Source organism: Streptomyces sp. NPDC025793, from assembly GCF_055558375.1.
Window position 1 is genome coordinate 1 of record NZ_JBVHMR010000026.1, and the last position, 19,165, is coordinate 19,165.

The window sequence follows — 19,165 nt, forward strand, 5'->3', positions numbered from 1 at the left end:
TTCGGGTACCTCTTCCAGCAGGACAGGCCGGGATCGGGCAATACGGCGCTGATGGACCAGATCAGCGCCCTGCGGTGGGTTCGGGCAAACATCGCAGCGTTCGGAGGAGACCCAGCGAATGTCACCGTGATGGGTGAGTCCGCCGGCGCCATGTCCATAGGCGCTCTGCTCGCGGCACCAGCTGCCCGGGGTCTGTTCCACCGGGCCATTGTGCAAAGCGGCGGCTGCCGCCCGACGTTCACCATGACCGACGCGGCAGCAACTACCAGCGCGCTGCTACAGCAGCTGGGGCTGGGGGAAAATGACACGCAGCGGTTGCTCACGGTGTCGGCTACCAACCTCACCACCGCGGCAGCCGCAGTGTGGCAGGAACCGGCTCTCGGCGGCGAGTGCTTCCATCAAGTAGGCGACGGAATCGTTCTGCCGATCCACCCACTGACTGGTGTGTCGGGAGCCGTCGACGTGCTGATTGGTACTTGCCTGGACGAGGCAAACGAGTTGGCGGTGCAGAACCCACTCTTCGCACCAGGGCTGGAAACACACACCGAGAGCATCGTCGGCGCAGCGAAATGGGCTGAACTCCAGCAGATCTACCAGCACACGAGTGCCGTCGGCCGTAGCTGGGAAATGGACCTGCTCAGTGCCTCGTTCAACGTTATGCCTTCGCTCTGGCTTGCCGAGGCGATCACACGCGCCGGCGGTCAGGCCTGGCAGTACCGTTTCGACTACGCGGCTGCGAGCCCGCATGGACCCGTGCATGGCTCTGACCTCATGTTCACGTTCGGCATGGTCAAGGCAAGCCGCCTCATGCCTGGGGCAAACCTGGCCGCGGCACAGGAACTCGCCGACTCGATGGTCAGGTCGTTCGTCTCCTTCGCGGCAACAGGCAACCCGCGCCACGCAGCCCTGCCAGCGTGGCCGTCCATTTCGGCCGGCAACGGCCCGACTCTGCTCTTCAACACCAACATCGCTGTGGCGAACGTCATGATCCCGGAAGCGCAGTTCGAAGCCTGGGATGGGGTCGAGCCGATCCTGTTCTGACGCTCGCGTTTGCCTCCTGGGTGTACTCATCTTTGCGCTTGGCTCGCACGGTGCGTGCCTTCTGCTGTGGCGATCACGTTGTCCGAGGCCGAGCCCGCCGAGTTGGTGCGCCGGACGAAAATGCCGCACCGGCGCTCGGCCGAGAAGGCCCGCATCATCCTGGCATGTGCTGACGGCATGTCAAACGCGAGTGTCGCACGACTCGTCGGTGTCCAGGCCAAGACGGTCGGCAAGTGGCGTCGGGCTTTCGCCGCAGAGCGGATGGCTGGGCTTGATGTCAATCCCCTCGGAACGTGGAGACGATCTATGCGGCCAGTCCCTCGGCGAGGGTGGCTCGGTAGTCACGTTCGTAGTCCCTCCTGGACAAGCGCACCGCCCGGCTACGAAGCAGGCGCACCCGCCGCAAGAAGCAGCGCCGCGGCATACCCACCAAGAACGCCATCCCGCGCATGCGCCCGGTCCACACCCGGCCCCGGGAAGCCGACGAGCGCCGCAGGGCCGGGCACTGGGAGGGCGACCTCATCGTCGGCAAGGCGCAGGCATCCGCGATCGGCACCCTCGTCGACCGCGCCACCCGCTACACCCGCCTCATCCACCTGCCCCACGGCTGGAAAGCCCCACAGATACGCGACGCACTTGTCGAGGGTCTGTCTGAACAGGCGGAAGGTGTGCTCGATGTCGAAGCGCCGCAGGTAGGCCTGCCATAGACGGTCGGCGTCCGCCGGGGTGGCGTCGGTGCCTGACCACCACAGCCAGACCGGCTTCGGTGTTGCCCCGCTGGGCAGGTGATCGATGTCCAGGCGGATCACCGTCCCCTCGACGACCGGGAGGGTGCCGTCGGCGGCGGCCCAGGAGGAGCGGTGGGTGAGCCTGGGGTGCAGCCGGTCCCAGGAGCGGGGTCTGGCGGTGCCGTAAAGACGTGTGTCGGTGCCGGTTTCGGTGTCCGGGATGCCCCAGGTGTCGGGCTGCCTGAAGACGAATTCGCCGCCGTGTCGGGGCGGGCGCCCCATCGTGTGTGGCTGGCGGGGTGATACAGCCCGGCGCAGGACTCTGTCAGAGCGCATCCGGGCGAGTACCTGGACCGGCAGGTCTTCGAGCTGGAACGCGAGGCGGGGTGCGTCGTATCCGGCGTCCGCGATGACGAGAACGTCGGGGACGCCTTCCTGCCACTGCCCGGCGGCCATCAGTCGGTGGAGCAGGTCACGCAGCCGCCGGGCGGTGACGGTGGCGTTGTCGTCCCCGGGAGCCAGGCGAAGCGCGCCCAAAGGCGCGGTCCAGGAACTGCGACCCGGCTCAAGCGCGATGATCGAGTACGGCCGGCCGGGGACAGGGATGTGCTGGTCCTTTCCTCGGCCGTAGGTGTGACACAGGATCCGCTGCGGTGAGGGGTGGGCATCGGGGCGTAGCCAGCAGGTGATGTCGATGGCTAGCATCAGCCGGCCGTCGACAGCCCGCGGCAGTGGCACTGCGGCCAGGGCCCGCTGCAGCCGGCCGGTGTCGACCCTGCCACGGGCGAGGGCGGCGTAGAGCCCGCCATGACCACGGCGGTGTTCGCCGACCAGCGACAGCTCGGCCAGCGACCTCACCGGCCCGTCGCCGCACAGAACGGCGTCAGCCAGCTCGAACAACGCATCCGAACGAGCAGTGAGACCGGAGTAGAACTCGCCCCGGAAGCATGACAGTTCGGCCAATGCCTCTTGTCGGGCATCGCGATGCAGCAGACACTTTCTCACGGCCTTCGTGCTGGACATGTGTGTTCCTTGATCGGAGCACATGTGTCAGACGAAGGCCGCGTTGGTGTACGGCGGTTACCGAACCGAGTCATCAAGTTCGAGGCACCATTCGACGTCGGCCGTTAAAGATCAAGCTAGCGGAGGTGAGCCGGCGGTTACTCACTTGGTGAAGAGGAAGACGATGCCGACCACGAGGCCGAGCGCCAGCGTGGCGAGACTGTGGCGGACGTCGAGTCTGCTCAGCCCAGGGATAGCGCGGTCCACGGCGTAGCGGCCGGAGCCAGCCAGCGCAAGCCCGGCGGCGGTCAGAGTGGTGAGCAGTTCGTACTCCATGCCTTGGGGAACGAAGAAGCCTCCGGCCCACTTGGCAGCGACAGCGTTGAGCATGTCTCCGGCGATCGCAGCCGCGGCGAGCGGGGTGAGCAGCCCGATCGCCAGCGCAAGACCACCCAGCGTCTCCACCACGCCGGCGATGACAGCCATGGTCTCGGGGGACGGGTAGCCGAGGGTCGCGAAGAACTGGCCCGTGCCCTTGATGCCGTAGCCGCCGAACCAACCGAACAGCTTCTGCGACCCGTGTGCGGCCAGCGTCAGGCCGAGCGCGACGCGCAGAACCAGCAGGCCGACGTCCTGGCCGATAGGAGTCGGCGCGGCCGCACCGACGCCAGCGAGCACGCCTCGGCGAGTATGATTGTTCATGGTGTGCACTCCTTCTAGAAGGCCCGCTGCGTCAAGTCCAGGCGGGCTCAAGGCGTCACCGGGCAGTGACCCTCACGCCCGGCACGCCCCTGCTTCGCAATCGCCATTGCCCTATCGCAGGTCAGCTGACCGATCACCACACACTGCTCGTAGGGGCGTGGGCGCGCCACGGTTCGAGAACACCTCACCCACGCTGCGCACCCGGGCCCAACACCGTGAAAGATGCTTCACACGCGCCGTGCCTTCTTCGTGAAGCCACACAAGATCTCGCGCCTGGTCTCGTCGTACGCGACATGTTCCGCTACGACAACACGCGTGCAGGCTCATGGCAAAGCGCGTGGGTTCGCCGGGTACAGGCCCACTCCCGAAGGGCCGATAAGTCCGTCGCGGTCGCGAACCCGACAAGCACGGCCTGGGCGGCATTCTCGGCGTCCAGGGTGTCGGACTTGCCGTTCATGCACCTCAGTCGCCGGTCCGGACGGCCGGCCTCGACCACCTTGTGGCCGTTCCTGCGCAGGAACGACGTCAGTGTGGCGCCGTAGGAGCCGGTTCCCTCGATCCCGAACGCCAGGACTCTGCCGAACGAGGTTGCCCGGTCGAGCAGCTGCTGGAAACCGCCGGTGTCGGTGGGAACGGTCAGGGTGGCCAGGATCCCGCCGATCGTGTCCATCACCGCTGCGACGTGTATGTGCTTGTGCGTGTCGACGCCGATCACCACGTGCCCGGACCTGGGCTCCTCGCTGAGGTGCACGGTGTTCCTTCCGGTCGGTAGCGTGGGGTTCAGGCTGTCGCCGGCCGGGCGGACAGGACTGTCACGGAGACGCTTTGGTGAGTCGGCTCCAGGCTCTTATCAGGTCACGTCCGTCCGGCGGCAGCGCTTGCTGCGCGCCCGGCCGGACACTCGACAGATCAACGCCAGGACACCCGAGGGGTCAGTCGAAGGCAGGAGTCAGAACACGTCGGGACTACCGGTCCTTGCGGAATCCGGTGCGAGAAGACTGACAGTCGTAACTGTCGCCGACCGAGCCCATGGATGCCTGAACTCCCGCACGCACAAACCGATTTGTGGGCTTGACGGATGTGTACCGACCGCCGTGGTCGGCGTGGTAAATGAGTATGCCGGGCTCGACCTCCTGGGCGGCGAGGGCGTACTCCAGCGTGGTCAGCACCAGGTCGGCATCCGCGCGGGCAGAGGTCTCCCAGGCCACCACCCGGCGGGGCGGATCGCCGAGAGCCACAAGGGTCCCTCGCTGGTGGAGATCATCGTCAGGTCGGTGGCCCACAGCCGGTTCGGCGCACTCGCGGTGAAGTCGCGCTCCACCAGGTCCGGGGCGGGCGTGGCTTCGGGTCGCGGTGCGTGGAGCCTGTGCGGCGAGGGCTGATGCCTGCGAGGTCGGCCTCGCGTATCAGCCTCTCGACCCGCTTGCGGCCCACTGCCACGCCCTCGCGCTTGAGCACGGCATACACACGCGGCGAGTCATATATCCCGCCGGAATCCGCGTGGATCGTGCGGATCCGCTCGGTCAGCTCCGTGTCCCGGCGCTTGCGCTCGCACGGCTCGCGCCCGGCGGGGTGTGTCCAATCAACGGCTGATCTTGGTTCGTTGAGGGTCAGTGGCTGGTAGTGGGGGTGAGGCGTCCTTCGAAGGCGATCTGGAAGGCGTTCAGCGGTGCCTTCCACCGCATCGTCCAGCGGCGCCGTCCCTTGCCGGCCGGGTCGAGGCTCATCAGCGCCATATAGACGCACTTCAACGCGGCAGCCTCCGAAGGGAAGTGGCCGCGGGCCCTCACAGCCTTGCGGATGCGGGCGTTGGCAGCTAAACGAACGCCCCCGCCGCGCGCTGGGGGACCGCACCCCGCCCAGGCCATGAGACGCTGGTCAGCAGAGCTCGCCTACCGCTGATTCGCAACGATCAGTGGAAACCGCGCGCGGTCCAGCGGGCGGGCCTGCCATTCCGCCATGCCCTCCACCACCTTGTCCGTGATCGTGGTGATGGTCTGCTTGGAGACCTCCGCTCCGTACACCTCGGCCAAATGAGCCGATATCTCCCCGTGGGTGAGGCCCTTCGCGGACAGTGAGAGCACCATCTTGTCGACACCGGTCAGGCGCCGTTGCCGCTTGCGGACGATCTGTGGCTCGAAGGTGCCGGCCGTGTCACGGGGCACCCTCACCTCGACCGGGCCGACGTCGGTCAGCACCGTCTTCGACCGAGTGCCGTTCCGGCTGTTGCCGCTGCCTCGGCCCGCCGCGTCGTGCTTGTCATAGCCGACGTGATCGGTGATCTCACCCTCCAGGGCGGACTCGAGCACCCGCTTGGTCAGCTGCTGCAACAGTCCACCCTCACCCGTCAGCTGGAGGCCGTCAGATCGGGCACGGTCGACCAGCATCGCGATCAACTGCTCGTCCGACACTGCGTCCGCGGCCGACTCGACTACCGGCTACTCCACGGCCTCGTGCTGGGCGACGGTCTCGCTCATTCAGGCGTCTCCTTGATCATCGGATCCGCTGTCTATTGGACACGCCCGGGTCAAGTTCACGATATGTGCATATGGGTATGACGCGGTTCGCGTTATGCATTTGTTTGGTATGCGTGGGGCCTTCACAGTGGGTCTCATGACGGCAGGCACTGAGTGTTGGATCCATAATTTCGTCGACGGGGGATTCGTCGAACCGGATGAGGCGCGCGGATTTACGGCGGTGGATCCGGCGACCGGGCGGGTGTTCGCCCGGGTCCACGAGGCGGATAGCGCTCTCGTGGACCGTGCGGTGATGTCTGCGCGGCAGGCTTTCGATGGTGGCTGGGGGCGAACTCCAGTGCGAAAGCGGGCCGCATTGCTACGTCGGGCGGCGGACCGCATCGAGGCGCGTTTGGAGGAGTTCGTTGCTGCGGAGGTGGCGGACACTGGTAAGCCCGTCGCACAAGCCCGCGAATTCGATGTGGCCCGAGCGGTCGAGAACTTCCGCGTGTTCGCCGATGTGATCGCCGCGACCGGGCAGGAGTCGTTCATCACCGACCTCCCGAAGGGCAGGCAGGCGCTCAACTACGCACTGCGCAAACCCCTGGGTGTGGTCGCGGTGATCACCCCCTGGAACCTGCCACTGCTCCTGCTCACGTGGAAGGTTGCACCGGCTCTGGCGTGCGGCAACGCCGTAGTGGTCAAGCCCAGTGATCAGACTCCCTCGACGGCGGTGCTGCTGGCCGAGGTTCTGATGGAGGCCGGGCTCCCGCCTGGCGCTTACAACGTGGTGCACGGCTTCGGAAGCGGCTCCGCGGGGGGTTACCTGACCAGACATCCCGGCATCGATGGCGTGACGTTCACCGGATCCTCCGCGACCGGTGCGCACGTCATGAGGACGGTGGCACCGCGGGTCCGCCCGGTCTCCTTCGAACTCGGCGGGAAGAACGCGGCCATCGTGTTCGAAGACGCGGACCTGGACGAGGCGCTGACCGGGCTGACCAAGTCCATCTTTACCAACACTGGTCAGGTGTGCCTGTGTACCGAGCGGGTGTACGTGCAGCGTTCCGTTTTCGGTGACATAGCCGACGGCCTGGTGGACCGCGCTCGGGCCCTGCACCTGTCGCACCCGGCGGACGCGCGGACCACCACGGGGCCGCTGATCTCGCAGGAGCACCGCACCAAGGTGCTGGGCTACTTCGACCAGGCCGAAAAGGCCGGCGCTCATGTACTCGTCGGCGGCGGGGTGCCCGAACTGGGTGCCGAACTGGAGGGCGGCTCATGGGTAGAGCCGACTCTGTGGACAGGTCTGACCAACGCTGACGCCCCCGTACGGGAAGAGATCTTCGGGCCGGTGGCCGCATTGATCCCCTTCGACGGCGAGGAGGAGGCGGTAGGCCTGGCCAATGACACCGATTACGGTCTCGCAGCCTCGGTGTGGACCAACGATCTGCGCCGCGGTCACCGGGTGGCGCAGCGTATGAACGTCGGGATGTCCTGGGTCAACACCTGGTACCTGCGTGATCTGCGATCTCCGTTCGGCGGGACGGGCCTGTCGGGGATTGGCCGCGAAGGCGGTGGCTCCTCGGTGCACTTCTACACCGAGCCGACGAATGTGTGCATACAACTGTGACCGGTACCCCCGAAAGCCTCCTTGCTGCGCCGGCCGACACCGCCGCCGCTCGGCTCTCGAACGCCGCCCGGACAGAAGGTCCGTGCGCTTCAGGGCCGTCATCGACCGAAAGGCGGATTGGGTACGGCGCAAGCCGGAGCGGTGCCCGTCGCCGTCATCGGTTCGGGCAACAACTGAGGCAGGGTAACGGCAGATGGTCGGAGGACAACAGGACATGATCACGGACATCACACTCGGCCTTTCCGCACGGCGTGCGCACGCGAAGGCGGGGAACGGCGGATGATCTCGGCGGCTCTGACTGCGGCCCTGGCACAGCGGCTTGACGCAGCACAGTCCACCTGTACAGAAATACCGAGCCTGGCCGACGGCAACGAGTTGGGCGTCGACGACGCCTACGCCATCCAGGCCGCTCTGGTGGGACGCCGGGAGTCCCGTGGCGAACGGGTGGTCGGCTTCAAACTCGGCTTCACCAGTAGGGCCAAGATGGCCCAGATGGGTATTTCGGAAGTCGTCGTCGGCAGACTTACCGACCGAATGCGCGTCGCCGACGGCGCGGACGTGCAACTCAGCCAGTTCATCCACCCGAAGGTGGAGCCCGAGATCGCATACCGGCTGTGCCGTGACGTTGATCCGGACGATCCGGCGGCCGACATCGAATCCTGTGTGGACGGTATGGCACCCGCGATGGAGATCATCGACTCGCGCTACCGCAACTTCCGGTTCACTCACACTGACGTCGTCGCCGACAACGCCTCGGCCTCGGGATACGCGATCGGCCCCTGGCACCCGTTCGAGCAGGCCGCCAACCGAGCTGTGCTGCTGCGTTCGGGGACACGGGAGGAAGTGGGATCGACGGCCGCGATCCTCGGCGACCCAGTGCGCGCGCTGCATGCGCTGCACACGGTGTGCCGGCTGAGGTCGATCGCGCTGTGCGCGGGCCAAGTGGTACTCGCAGGGGCCGCGACCGCGGCCCTGCCATTGGCTGAAGGAGTGAGTGAATGCCGGGTCGCCGGGCTCGGCACCGTGAAGCTGAGGGGGCGATGATGGAGGGTTCACGAGTGGTCGAGGGACATGCCCGACCACGTGGACGCTTTCCACATGTGAGGGTCGTCGGCGGCCTCGCGTTCGTCTCCGGCACCAGTTCACGCCTGCCGGACAACACTTTCGCCGGTGTCGAGGTCGATGACATGGGGACCACCATGCTGGACATACGTGCCCAGACCCGCGCGGTGATCGAGAACATCCGCAGCATCCTCGGCGACATTGGTGCCGGGCTATCTGATATTAGCCAGATAACTACGTTCCTTGTCTCGATGAACGATTTCGGTGGCTACAACGAGGTGTACGGCGAGTTCTTCGACGAGTCGGGGCCCGCCCGCACGACCGTCGCGGTGCACCAGCTGCCACACCCCCACCTGCTGATCGAGATCCAGGCGATCGCCCATCTGCCCAGCACAGCATGACCAGTCAGAACCACATGGACGGAGGCACTTCCATGAGCGACGTTCCCAAGGTGATCGACTTCCAGGCATGGATCGACGAGCACGAGCATCTACTCAAGCCGCCGGTGAACAACCAGTCGATGATGCAGGGCGAGGACTTCATCGTGCAGATTGTCGGCGGACCGAACCAGCGCACCGACTACCACGTCGATCCGTATGAGGAGTGGTTCTACCAGGTCAGGGGGAACATGCACGTCAATCTGATGACCCCGCAGGGCCCGCAGACCGTCCACATCCGACAGGGCCAGGCCTGGCTGCTGCCCGGTGACGTCCCGCATTCGCCGCAACGCCCCGATCCGGCGTCGATCGGCCTCGTGATCGAACGGGTCCGCGAGGAGGGGACGTTGGAGAAGTTCCAGTGGTACTGCCTGGAGTGCCACGACCTGGTCCACGAGGTGGAACTTCAAGTGCGTGACATCGTGGCGGATCTGCCGCCGGTGTTCACCTCGTTCTACGACGACGTACAGGCAAGGACATGCCGCGGCTGCGGTGCCCGGCATCCAGGGAAGGGGTGACTGTGCCCGGCATGATTGACGTCCACACCCATTATGTGCCCAAGGGATGGCCAGACCTGACCAACGATGCGGGCAACCATGCGCCCTGGCTGAGGGTCACCTCGGAATCCGAGGCGATAGTCATGATGGGCACGCAGGAGTTCCGCAGAATCAGGGCGGACTGCTGGGACGCCCAGACCCGGTTGGCCGACATGGACGCGGACGGCGTGAGCGCCCAGGTTGTATCGCCAACGCCCGCGTTCTTCAACTATGGGCGCACCACAGAGCAGGCCTCCAGGATCGCCCGGATCTTCAATGACCTCGCCCTGGACATCGTCGCCCCCGCCCAGGACCGACTGATCCCGTTCTGCCAGGTTCCGTTGCAGGACGCCGACGCGGCCTGTCGCGAACTGGACCGCTCCGTGGCCAACGGCCACCGGGGCGTCGAGATCGGCAACCACGTAGGCGATCGCGACCTGGACAGCGACGGCGTGGTCACTTTTCTCCAGCACTGCGCCTCACTGAACGTTCCGGTGTTCGTGCACCCTTGGGACATGGCCTCGTCACCCCGGCTCGACCGTTGGATGGCGCAGTGGTTGACCGCGATGCCCGCGGAGACCCACCTGTCGATCCTGGCCCTGATCCTTGGCGGGACCCTCGACCGGGTGCCGGAGAACCTCAGGATCTGCTTCGCCCACGGTGGCGGATCGTTCGCCTTCTGGCTGGGCCGAGTGGAGAACGCCTGGCATCGGCGCCAAGATCTCATCGCCACCTCGCTGTTCCCGCCGTCGCACTATCTGGGGCGTTTCTACGTCGACTCAGTTGTCTTCGACGAACGCGCGCTGCGGCTGCTGGTCGACACCATCGGCGCGGACAGGGTGATGGTCGGCAGCGACTACCCCTACCCGCTCGGCGAACGGCGGGTCGGCGACGTCGTGCGCAAGAGCGACTTCCTCAATGCCGACGCCCGTGCGCTGATCACCCGGGGCAATGCGGAACGCTTCCTCGGGTTGTCCTAGCCTGCGGGTTCCGACCTGCGGCATTGTCCGCATCATGATCGGAACATGAAAGTGCCTTCTGAACTGGGACGATGAGGCTTGTATAGTCAGCCCAGCAGGAAGGCACTTTCTCCGTACACCTTACCCGGTCACGTCTCCGGCTCCGTCGTCTCCACCGGCGGGCACGGTTGGTCAGCCACGCCGGATACCGACTACTGGCCGATATCGCCGAAGCCACCGGCCTCACCCACATGGCGGGTAAAAAATGAACACATGTGCACTCCCGGGCGGCTGAGACCAATTTCTGACCAGGACCCCCGGCGCACACTCTCCGTGATCTTGACCAACCACCCGTGCGATAAGGCAGACTGGTCCGGACCCCACCACTCACGGTGCGACGCTTCAGCCGCATGCCGCCGGTTTCGGCCAGAACCTCAGAGGAACCTCAAAGAGAGGAACCCTGGAGTCCTGGAGCCATCACCCCGCTCGGCCCGCATGCGGAAACCGGCCCCCAGGTCTCCGGGAGGAACCGGTTACGTCCCCACCTTCCCCCCCCACCACCCTCGAAAGAGGTACCGCCTTGACCACCATCCCCGAAGGCAGGTACACCACCGTTCGTCCGACCCGCCGCGCGGCATCGTCCCCGCCGGCCTGCGAGGCCACCGACGCTCCGGTGAGCATCGTCCACATCGACTCCCGGCTCCGTGTCGTGGCGGCGAACGAACCGTTCCACGGCATGTTCCTGACCGGTCCCCCCGAGGCCACCGGCAGACCGTTCCCCCTCTACTTCCACGAATCGGCCCAGCCCTACCTCCGCGAGCACTTCGCCCAACTGCTCGCCGGAACCCAGCCCCAGTTCAGTGCCCCGCTGCCGATGATCGACGCCAAGGGCGAGGTCGTCGACTGCCTCGTCTCCTGCGTGGAGATAGCCATGGCCGTCCACCTGTCGTGCACCGACTGCATCGCGCTCGCCGCGATCCGCCCCGACACCCCCTACGGCGACACGGTCGCACTGCTCCCGGTACCCCCCGCGCTCGCCGAGGTCCCCTCGCGCGTCCTCGAAGGGCTCGCCGTCGGCCTCTCCACCCAGCAGCTCGCCTCCCGGCTCGGGCTGAGCAGCCACGGCGTCGAGTATCACGTCAGCAGCATGCTCCGGAAGCTCAAGGCGCCCAACCGGTCGGCCCTCGTGGCCCGCGCCTACGCCCTCGGCATCCTGGTCCCCAGCTGCTGGCCCCCCAGAGTCCGTCCGCAGTACTCCACCCGCGCCTCCTCCGCACCCAGCCACTCGCTCTGACCTCGCCCACGGCCCATCGCCCCGTGAACGTCCCTCCGATCCGTTCGCACGGCGATGCGTCGTGACGACCTGAACCGACACCCATAATGTCGGATGAATTACCGGTGGCATGTCAATTGACATATCAATCGGGACGTCGCTCCGAAATATTTCGACACCCTCCGCAGGCCGCTCGCCCTTAAAGGAACAAAATCACGTCAGACCGCATACTCGGTGAACCTTCCGCACGCCTCGAACCCCAGCCGCCGATACACCAGTTCCCCTTCCGGCGACGCCTGGAGGACGGCGACACGATGCCCGTGGGCGACCGCTACGCGGCGCTCCTTGAGGCCGGTGTCCCGGAGTCCGAGGTCCCCCGTCTGGAGCGGGTGATCAGCACGTTCATCATCGGGTTCGCGGCGTCGGAGGCCGCGGGCCGCTTCTCCCCCGGCAGCCTCGACCCGCGCGGACGGCGCGGTCAGCTCCCGGGGGGCGCCCTGGCTGGACCTGCCGCCCGACCTCACCGCCGAGTTCGAGGCGGACCCGCCGACCTCAGGAGACTGGTCGAGGCGGTCGCAGGGCAGCGAGGCTGAGGGCGCTGGAGCTGCCCGGTTCGGCCTGGTAGACGATGAGCTGGAGGCCGGGGGCGTCGCGTACGTCGAAGGACTGGTACGTCAGGGTCAGGGGGCCGGCGTCCGGGTGGTGGAGGTGTTTCACGGCGGACGTCTTGCCGTGCACGGTGTGGGTGTTCCACAGGCGGGCGAAGTCCGCGCTGCGCCCGGTGAGGGTGTGGACGAGGGTGCGCAGGCGCGGGTGGTCCGGGTCGGGGCCGACCGCCTCGCGGAGGTGGCCGACGACGGATTCGGCGGTGCTCTCCCAGTGGGTGTGGACGTGCCGGGCCACCGGGTCGAGGAACGCCATGCGGGCCAGGTTGTCGAGGCGCGCGAAGGGTGAGTAGAGGGCTCTGGTCAGGTCGTTGGCGGCGAGGACGTCCAGCGTGCGGTTGACGACGAAAGCGGGGAACGACGTATGAGCGTCCAGGAGTTGCCGCAGCCCGGGGCTGACCTGGTCGTCGTCGGCGGGGAGCCGGGCCGGGGCGGTACCGGCCAGGTGGTGAAGGTGGGTGCGGGCGGCGGGCGCGAGGCGCAGGGCGCGGCCGAGGGCTTCGACGATCTGTGGCGAGGGGTGGCGTTCGCGGCCCTGTTCCAGGCGCGTGTAGTAGTCCGCGTTCATCCCGGCCAGGACGGCGACCTCCTCCCGGCGCAGTCCCGCGACCCTGCGGGAGCCGTGGCTCGCCATGCCGACGTCCTCGGGTCCCACGGCCGCCCTGCGCGCGCGGAGGAACTCCCCCAGGTGGTTGCCGGTCATGTCCCCAGGCTAGAGGGTCCGGGGACGGTGTGCCTGGGTGGGCCGTACCCAGGCGGCGGCCGTCCTGGTGGGGTCCGTTCGAGCCGCCGAGACTCGGTGCCGTACCCACCGATTGAGGAGAAGGACATGAAGGTCGTACTGGTCACCGGGGCGAGCAGCGGCATCGGGGAGGCGACCGCGCGGCGGCTCGCCGCCGACGGGCACCGGGTGTTCCTGGGGGCCCGCCGGGTGGAGCGGCTCGCGGCGCTGGCCGGGGAGATCGGCGCCGGGTACCGGAAAGTGGATGTGACTCACGCCGGTGAGGTGCGGGGGTTCGTGGAGGCCGCCCGGGAGACGTACGGGCGGGTCGACGTCGTCGTCAACAATGCGGGCGTGATGCCGCTGTCGCCGCTGGAGGCGCTGCGGGTCGAGGAGTGGGACCGGATGATCGACGTCAACGTCCGGGGTGTGCTGCACGGGATCGCCGCGGCGCTGCCGGTGATGCGGGAGCAGGGCGGCGGGCACTTCGTGAACGTCGCGTCGGTGGGGGCGTACGAGGTCTCCCCCACCGCCGCCGTGTACTGCGCGACGAAGTTCGCGGTCCGGGCGATCTCGGAGGGGCTGCGGCAGGAGGCCGCCGGGGGTGTGCGGGTGACGCTGGTGTCCCCGGGGGTGACCGAGTCCGAGCTCGCGGACGGGATCTCGGATCCGGTCGCCCGGGAGGCGATGCGGACGTACCGGGCTCTGGCGCTGCCCGCCGAGGCGATCGCGGCGGCCGTCGCGTACGCGGTGTCGCAGCCGGAGGGGGTGGACGTGAACGAACTCGTGGTCCGGCCGCGGGCGTTCAGCTGAGGCCGGTGGGCGGGGCTCGCCTCGGTCGGCCTCGCCTCAGCCCACCTCAACTCACCTCATCTCCACCCACCTCACCCCACCGACCGAACCGCCTCCGCGATCACACCCGCGACCTCCTTCGCCCGCGACACCGCCACCTCGTGCGAAGCCCCCGCCAGTTCGGTGCACTTCGCGCCCGCCCGTGCGGCGCCGTAGCGCTGGACGGCGGGGTCGATGGCCTGGTCGTCGGCGGCGACGATCACCCAGGTCGGTGTGGTGCGCCACGCGGCGGCCGGGGCTTTCTCCTCGAACGCGGCGGCGGCCAGCGGGCGTTGGGACAGGGCGAGGATCTCGGCGGTCTCGGCGGGCAGGTCGGCGGCGAAGATCTCGGGGAACGCGTCGGCCTGGACGGTGACCTCGGTGGCGGTGCCGGACCCGGTGGGGTACGACCACTGGCGCAGGTTGGTCACCAGCGGCGTCAGCGGAAAGCGGCCCTGGAGTTCGCCGAGGCTCTCGTCCTCGCCGAGGACGTACGCGGCGACGTAGACGAGGCCGGCGACGTTCTCGGCGGCAGTGCCCGCGACGGTGATGACGGCGCCGCCGTAGGAGTGCCCGACGAGGACGACGGGGCCGTCGGTCTGGGCGGCCACGGAGGCGATGTGGGCGGCGTCGGAGGCGAGGCCGCGCAGCGGGTTCGGCGGGGCGGTCACCGGGATGCTGGGCGCGGAGTTCGGCGATGACGCCGCTCCAGCTCGACGCGTCGGCGAAGGCGCCGTGGACGAGGACGACCGTGGGGGTGGACATGGTGGTGTTCTCCTCAGGAGTGCAGGGCGGTGCGCAGGGTGTCGGTCGCCAGGGTGATGGCGGCCTCGGCGGCCTGGGTGCCGCGGTCAGGTCGGCGACCTGGTCGGCCGGCCCGGGGGCGATCCGGTGGCGGATGCCGCTCAGGAGGGCGGAGGCGTCGGTGGGGTCGGCGGCGGAGAGGGTGGTGGCGCGGACGGCGGCCCAGCTGTCGTCGGTGGCCAGTTCGGCGTACGGGGTGTCGGTATGGCGGGCTCCCGCGTCGGCGAGGCGGGCGCTGATGGGGCGGCGGGTCTCGGGCAGGCCGGACTGGTAGGCGACGGCGCCGAGGACGCTGGTGAGGGCGAACGTCGTCATGCCCGAGGTGGACGGGGTGTGTTCGAGAGCGTCGGTGAGGACCTGGGCGGCCTGGCGCTGGTGGCCGTCGAGGGAGAGAGCCATGCCGACGCCGCAGGCCGCCATGGCGAGGACGTCCCGGTCGTCGGTGAGGGCGGTGACCCGGTCGTACAGCTCGCGGACCCAGGAGGGGTCGGCGGCGTTGGTGGCGGCGTGCAGGGCCTTGGCGCAGCGGCGGGCGCGGTCGGCGGGGGCTGCGCCGCACTCGGCGGCGCGCTGGAGGGCGCGGGCCGCCGCGTGGAAGCCGCCGCAGCGTTCGGCGAGGCGGGCGGTGTCCTCCAGGGCGGCGGCCACGCTCTCGTCGCGGCCGGGGCAGGCGGTGGCGAGGTGCCAGGCGCGGCGGGAGGGATCGTCGGTGAGGGCAGCGGCGAGGTCACGGTGGGCGCGCTGGCGCTCGTGCGCGGGGGCGGCGTGGTAGCAGCAGCCGGCGCGGGCCAGGGGGTGGCGGAAGAGGACGCGGCCGTCGGCGACCGTGACGAGGCCGGCTTCTTCGGCGGAGGCCCAGGCCGCCAGGTCGCTTCCGGCGCCGGCGGCGTCCATGACGGTGACGAGGTCGTCGTACTGGGAGGCCGCCGCGTACAGCAGCAGGCGGCGGGTGGTGTCGCGGAGGGCGGGCAGGTGGGCCGCGTACAGGCGTTGGATGCGTTCGGGCTGCGGGAGGCGCCGCCGGGCAGGACGCCGTCCTCGGCGGCGCGGGACAGTTCGATGACGGCGAGGGGGTTGCCGTGGGCCTGGCGCAGGAGTTCGCTGCGGGCGCGGCCGGTGGGGGCGTGCGGCTGGGCGTCGAGGAGCGGCGGCGGCGCGGTCGCCGAGGGGGCCCAGGAGCAGCGTCGGCAGGTCGGCGGGGACGCCCGGCCGGGGGTGTCTGGCCGCGGGCGGTGAACAGGGCGGGGATGCCGGGGGTGCGGCGCAGCACGAAGCCGAGGACGTCGAGGGGGTCGCGGTCGGCGTGCTGGACGTCGTCGGCGGTGAGGAGGAGGCGGGCGTGGCGGACGGCCTCGGTGAGGAGGGTGAGGACGGCCATGCGCAGGTGGGTCGGGACGACCGGGGCGCGGGCTGGGGTGATGCCGAACGCGGTGTCCAGGGCGGTGCGCTGGTGGTCGGGGAGGGCGGCGGCGTGGGTGAGGACGGACAGCAGGAGCTGGTGGAGCGAGGCCAAGGAGTGGTGTGCCTCCGCCTCGCTGCCCCGGGCGGTCAGGACCGTGGTGCCGGCGCGGCGCGCGGCGTCGGCGGCGACCTTGAGCAGCCGGGTCTTGCCGGTGCCGGCCTCGCCGAGCAGGAGCAGCGTCCTGCCGTCCGCTACGGCGTCCTGGCGTCGGGCGAGTTCGGCGCTACGGCCTCTCAGCGGTCCTTCGGTGTTCTCAGCACCCCTCCATCATTGCCTGTCGTGCGGCGTCGGCCGAATTCCTCAGATCCGGGGCCGTACCCGCCGTCCGCGCAGGACGACCGCCGACGGCCGGTCGAGGACGCTCAGGTCGGTGCGGGGGTCGCGGTCGTAGAGGACGGCGTCGGCGGGGGCGCCGGGGACGAGGCCGGGCAGGCCGAGCCAGGCGCGGGCGGTCCAGGAGGCGGCGGCGAGGGCGTCGTGGGGGCGCAGGCCGGCGTCGACGAGGGCGCGGATCTCGCCGGCGACCCCGCCGTGCGGGCGGGTGTCGGTGCCGGCGAGGACGGAGACGCCCGCCTCCACGGCCTGGGCAACGAGTTTCGGGTGGGCGTCGGCGCCGCGCAGGTACCACTCGCGGGGGGCGCCCTCGGGGGCGTTGGCACGGATGGCCTCGGTGGGGGCGACGACCATGGCCAGCGTGGGAATGAGGGCGGTGCCCTGAGCGGCCATGCGGTCCAGCAGGGCGGGGTCCAGGCACATGCCGTGCTCGATGGAGTCGACGCCCGCGAGGACGGCGGCCTCTCCCCCGGCCTCGTGCATGGAGTGGACGGCGACCCGGCCGCCGGCCGCGTGGACGGCGTCCACCGCCTCGGTGAGGACGTCGACGGGGATGGGGTTGCCCTCGTGGACCCAGTCGACGACGAACTTCACCCAGCCGGTGCGGCGGGCCTGGGCGGCGGCCTGCGCGGCCATCTCGGCGTGGTCGAGGCGGTGGGCCCAGCCCTCTAAGTACTGGCCGTGCTGGGTGATCCAGCGTCCGGCCTGCCAGGCGCGCGGCACGTCGGGCGCGGTGCCGAACCAGTCGGGAGGGTCGCTCGGCAGGCCGGGGACGCGGATCGCGGTGACCCCGGCGTCGACATGGCGGTGCAGGTCCTCGCGCAGCAGGTCGGCGTCCAGGGCGCTGCCGTACTCCTCGGCGAGGCCGGGGTGGGTGTGGGCGTCGACGAGTCCGGGCAGGAGCCAGCCCTCGCCGACGAGTTCGGCGTTCGGCACGGGGTCGGTCGTCCAGCGGTCGCCGTCGGCGTACAGGTCGACGTACTCGCCGTCGGGGAGGGCTCTGCCGCGGATGCGCAACACCGTCATGGGGTGGCTCCAGTCGTGCGGGGCGGGTCGGGGCGGGTGGCGTCGGAGGGTGCGGCGGACGTCGGGGGCGAGGGTGTCCTCGGCGTCGCCGGGCGCCGGCGCCTGTGGGACCTCCGCGTCGCCGGGCCTCGGCGCGTGCAGGACCTCGGGTGCCCTGGTCCGGCGGGCCTGCCCGGGGCGGGAGGCGGGCCGTGCCTCGGGGAGGTGAGGCGGGTACTGGGCGGCATCACACCTCCCCGAGGGGAAGCGAGGCAGAGGTGCCGGGCGGTGTCACGCTTCCCCGAGGAGAAGCGGGGCAGGTGCCGGGCGGCGTCACGCCACGTTCTCCGCGTCCGCCCCCGACACGTGTACACGTGTCGTGCCCGGTGCCGTCGCCGCGAGGGCCGCGAGACCCTCGTCGACGACGGCCGGCGCGACGCGCTCGCGGCCCCCGTGGATCGTCCGGTCCGGCATGAGCAGTGCGGTGACGGTCGTGCGGCGTTCGGCGGACAGGGTCGCGCGGACGGCGGCGGCGGCGGCCCTCGCCCGCTCCAGGCCGGGGAGTTCAGCGGTCGCCTCCTCGGGGAAGACGGCGACTCTGAGGGACCCGAACTCGGTGCAGACGGCGCCCTGTCGGCGGTCGATCTGGGCGCGGATCTCGCGGGCGACCCGCATCTCGTGCCCGAAGGCGGTCCCGGCGTCGAAGGCGGCGCGGCGGCTCTCGGTGGAGAGCAGGAGCACGGTCCCGGCGCCGGCGGCGAGGCGGCGTACGACCTGGGCGCGCAGGAGGTCCAGGGCGCGGCGTTCGGGCCAGCGGGCGGCGGGTCCCGGCGCCGGGGCGGGGTGGGGCCACAGGGCGAGGGCGGACCGCAGGAGGTCGAGGGCCTCGGTGTCGGCGCCGGTTTCGAGGAGGTCGAGGCCTTCGCGGGCGCGGCGGGCGAAGGCGAGGGCGTCGACCTCGGCGGGGTCGACGCGCAGGACGTAGCCGGGGCCGTGGGTGAGCAGGACGGCCTGGCGGAAGCGCCGGGCCCGGCCGCCGCCGGCGTCGGTGGCGTACCACTCCTGGGCGGCGATCCCGGAGCGCAGTTCGGAGACCACGTTCTGGACCATCTTGCGGGCGGTACGCGGCGGGGGGCCGTCCCAGAGGGCGGCGAGGAGTTCGTCGACGGCGACGACGGTGTTGGCCCGCAGGGCCAGGTAGTGCAGCAGGGCCCGGTGTTTGGGGCCGCCGAGGGGGAGGGAGGAGCCGGCCACGGTGAGGTCGACGGTCTCCAGGGTGCGCACGAGCATCGGTGGGGGTCCTCTCGTGATCTGGTGTTCCGCATCGAAACGCGAACACACCTGCGATTTCCAGGGACTTGGGGCAGGACTAAGGGTTTCCGCAGCGCAGCGGGCCGCGGATTACCTGCTGATGAGCGGCCGATGGCACGGCTCCCTGGCCCGTGCGGGGGCGCGGCGGCGAGCCTGCACACAGGCTGCGGGGCGTTCGAAGGGAAGTGCGATGCGGGTGATGAC

At 69.6% G+C, this 19,165-nt stretch carries 17 protein-coding genes and 7 pseudogenes; 13 read left to right on the top strand and 11 right to left on the bottom strand.

From position 1 onward, the window contains the following. The 3 genes and pseudogenes from ACZ4MF_RS34610 to ACZ4MF_RS34620 form a co-directional block, all read left to right on the top strand. Window positions 1-1,041 (top strand): carboxylesterase family protein (locus ACZ4MF_RS34610; protein WP_467496382.1); only part of this gene is annotated, 1,041 nt, incomplete at its 5' end. A gap of 120 nt (window positions 1,042-1,161) precedes the next feature. Continuing rightward, window positions 1,162-1,329, top strand: a pseudogene (locus ACZ4MF_RS34615) (helix-turn-helix domain-containing protein); the annotation flags it as partial. A gap of 68 nt (window positions 1,330-1,397) precedes the next feature. Then, a pseudogene (locus ACZ4MF_RS34620) lies at window positions 1,398-1,682 on the top strand (IS30 family transposase); the annotation flags it as partial. Here the strand turns inward: ACZ4MF_RS34620 and ACZ4MF_RS34625 are convergent. The 3 genes and pseudogenes from ACZ4MF_RS34625 to ACZ4MF_RS34635 form a co-directional block, all read right to left on the bottom strand. Beyond that, window positions 1,683-2,792: pseudogene (locus ACZ4MF_RS34625) on the bottom strand (transposase); the annotation flags it as partial. A gap of 141 nt (window positions 2,793-2,933) precedes the next feature. Then, on the bottom strand, window positions 2,934-3,473 hold the full coding sequence (locus ACZ4MF_RS34630; protein WP_467496384.1) for a DoxX family protein: 540 nt from the start codon (window positions 3,471-3,473) through the stop codon (window positions 2,934-2,936). A 301-nt stretch (window positions 3,474-3,774) separates the two neighbouring features. Then, the gene (locus ACZ4MF_RS34635; RefSeq protein WP_467496386.1) at window positions 3,775-4,191 is read right to left on the bottom strand and encodes an IS110 family transposase; all 417 of its coding nucleotides are present in this window, start codon (window positions 4,189-4,191) and stop codon (window positions 3,775-3,777) included. A 385-nt stretch (window positions 4,192-4,576) separates the two neighbouring features. Here ACZ4MF_RS34635 and ACZ4MF_RS34640 point away from each other — a divergent pair, with 385 nt between their 5' ends. Continuing rightward, window positions 4,577-4,855, top strand: coding sequence for a hypothetical protein (locus tag ACZ4MF_RS34640; RefSeq protein ID WP_467496472.1), 279 nt, complete (start codon window positions 4,577-4,579; stop codon window positions 4,853-4,855). Here the strand turns inward: ACZ4MF_RS34640 and ACZ4MF_RS34645 are convergent. Together ACZ4MF_RS34645 and ACZ4MF_RS34650 are read right to left on the bottom strand one after the other, a co-directional pair. Next, window positions 4,740-5,153 (bottom strand): transposase, encoded by a 414-nt coding sequence (locus ACZ4MF_RS34645; protein WP_467496388.1) that lies wholly within the window; start codon window positions 5,151-5,153, stop codon window positions 4,740-4,742. The genes ACZ4MF_RS34640 and ACZ4MF_RS34645 overlap by 116 nt on opposite strands. Beyond that, window positions 5,084-5,860 (bottom strand): annotated as a pseudogene (locus ACZ4MF_RS34650) (transposase). Before ACZ4MF_RS34650 ends, ACZ4MF_RS34645 begins: the two are co-directional and overlap by 70 nt. A 226-nt stretch (window positions 5,861-6,086) precedes the next feature. Between ACZ4MF_RS34650 and ACZ4MF_RS34655 the strand changes: the two are divergent. From ACZ4MF_RS34655 to ACZ4MF_RS34680, 6 genes are all read left to right on the top strand, one after another. After that, entirely contained in the window at window positions 6,087-7,562 is a 1,476-nt protein-coding gene (locus ACZ4MF_RS34655; protein ID WP_467496390.1) for a 2-hydroxymuconic semialdehyde dehydrogenase, read from the top strand. Window positions 7,563-7,841: 279 nt separating this feature from the next. Beyond that, window positions 7,842-8,606: a 2-keto-4-pentenoate hydratase gene (locus ACZ4MF_RS34660; protein ID WP_467496392.1), complete on the top strand. Its 765-nt coding sequence runs from the start codon at window positions 7,842-7,844 to the stop codon at window positions 8,604-8,606. After that, window positions 8,606-9,025 (top strand): RidA family protein, encoded by a 420-nt coding sequence (locus ACZ4MF_RS34665; RefSeq protein ID WP_467496466.1) that lies wholly within the window; start codon window positions 8,606-8,608, stop codon window positions 9,023-9,025. The genes ACZ4MF_RS34660 and ACZ4MF_RS34665 overlap by 1 nt, the downstream gene beginning before the upstream one ends. Before the next feature lie 32 nt (window positions 9,026-9,057). Then, a complete protein-coding gene (locus ACZ4MF_RS34670; RefSeq protein ID WP_467496394.1) occupies window positions 9,058-9,579 on the top strand; it encodes a 3-hydroxyanthranilate 3,4-dioxygenase in 522 nt (173 codons plus the stop codon). A 2-nt stretch (window positions 9,580-9,581) separates the two neighbouring features. Further along, the gene (locus ACZ4MF_RS34675; protein ID WP_467496396.1) at window positions 9,582-10,577 is read left to right on the top strand and encodes an amidohydrolase family protein; all 996 of its coding nucleotides are present in this window, start codon (window positions 9,582-9,584) and stop codon (window positions 10,575-10,577) included. Window positions 10,578-11,136: 559 nt separating this feature from the next. Beyond that, complete coding sequence (locus ACZ4MF_RS34680) at window positions 11,137-11,850, top strand: LuxR C-terminal-related transcriptional regulator (RefSeq protein WP_467496398.1); 714 nt, start codon at window positions 11,137-11,139, stop codon at window positions 11,848-11,850. Window positions 11,851-12,047: 197 nt separating this feature from the next. Here ACZ4MF_RS34680 and ACZ4MF_RS34685 read toward each other — a convergent pair. Both ACZ4MF_RS34685 and ACZ4MF_RS34690 read right to left on the bottom strand, forming a co-directional pair. Next, a pseudogene (locus ACZ4MF_RS34685) lies at window positions 12,048-12,149 on the bottom strand (GNAT family N-acetyltransferase); the annotation flags it as partial. A gap of 232 nt (window positions 12,150-12,381) precedes the next feature. Continuing rightward, complete coding sequence (locus tag ACZ4MF_RS34690; RefSeq protein ID WP_467496400.1) at window positions 12,382-13,197, bottom strand: helix-turn-helix transcriptional regulator; 816 nt, start codon at window positions 13,195-13,197, stop codon at window positions 12,382-12,384. A 126-nt stretch (window positions 13,198-13,323) separates the two neighbouring features. Here ACZ4MF_RS34690 and ACZ4MF_RS34695 point away from each other — a divergent pair, with 126 nt between their 5' ends. Then, the gene (locus ACZ4MF_RS34695; RefSeq protein ID WP_467496402.1) at window positions 13,324-14,028 is read left to right on the top strand and encodes an SDR family oxidoreductase; all 705 of its coding nucleotides are present in this window, start codon (window positions 13,324-13,326) and stop codon (window positions 14,026-14,028) included. A gap of 71 nt (window positions 14,029-14,099) precedes the next feature. On the opposite strand, the pseudogene ACZ4MF_RS34700 reads toward ACZ4MF_RS34695, so the two are convergent. Beyond that, window positions 14,100-14,811, bottom strand: a pseudogene (locus ACZ4MF_RS34700) (alpha/beta fold hydrolase). Here ACZ4MF_RS34700 and ACZ4MF_RS34705 point away from each other — a divergent pair. Beyond that, a complete protein-coding gene (locus ACZ4MF_RS34705) occupies window positions 14,744-15,124 on the top strand; it encodes a hypothetical protein (RefSeq protein WP_467496474.1) in 381 nt (126 codons plus the stop codon). The pseudogene ACZ4MF_RS34700 and the gene ACZ4MF_RS34705 overlap by 68 nt on opposite strands. A 59-nt stretch (window positions 15,125-15,183) precedes the next feature. Next, window positions 15,184-16,086, top strand: a complete 903-nt coding sequence (locus ACZ4MF_RS34710) for a hypothetical protein (RefSeq protein WP_467496476.1) — start codon at window positions 15,184-15,186, stop codon at window positions 16,084-16,086. 28 nt (window positions 16,087-16,114) lie between these two features. Here the strand turns inward: ACZ4MF_RS34710 and ACZ4MF_RS34715 are convergent. The 3 genes and pseudogenes from ACZ4MF_RS34715 to ACZ4MF_RS34725 all read right to left on the bottom strand — a co-directional run. Further along, window positions 16,115-16,549, bottom strand: a pseudogene (locus ACZ4MF_RS34715) (ATP-binding protein); the annotation flags it as partial. A 63-nt stretch (window positions 16,550-16,612) separates the two neighbouring features. Then, the gene (locus ACZ4MF_RS34720) at window positions 16,613-17,671 is read right to left on the bottom strand and encodes an amidohydrolase family protein (RefSeq protein ID WP_467496404.1); all 1,059 of its coding nucleotides are present in this window, start codon (window positions 17,669-17,671) and stop codon (window positions 16,613-16,615) included. Between the two features lie 312 nt (window positions 17,672-17,983). Beyond that, window positions 17,984-18,940 (bottom strand): AfsR/SARP family transcriptional regulator, encoded by a 957-nt coding sequence (locus ACZ4MF_RS34725; protein ID WP_467496406.1) that lies wholly within the window; start codon window positions 18,938-18,940, stop codon window positions 17,984-17,986. Between the last annotated feature and the right edge of the window lie 225 nt (window positions 18,941-19,165).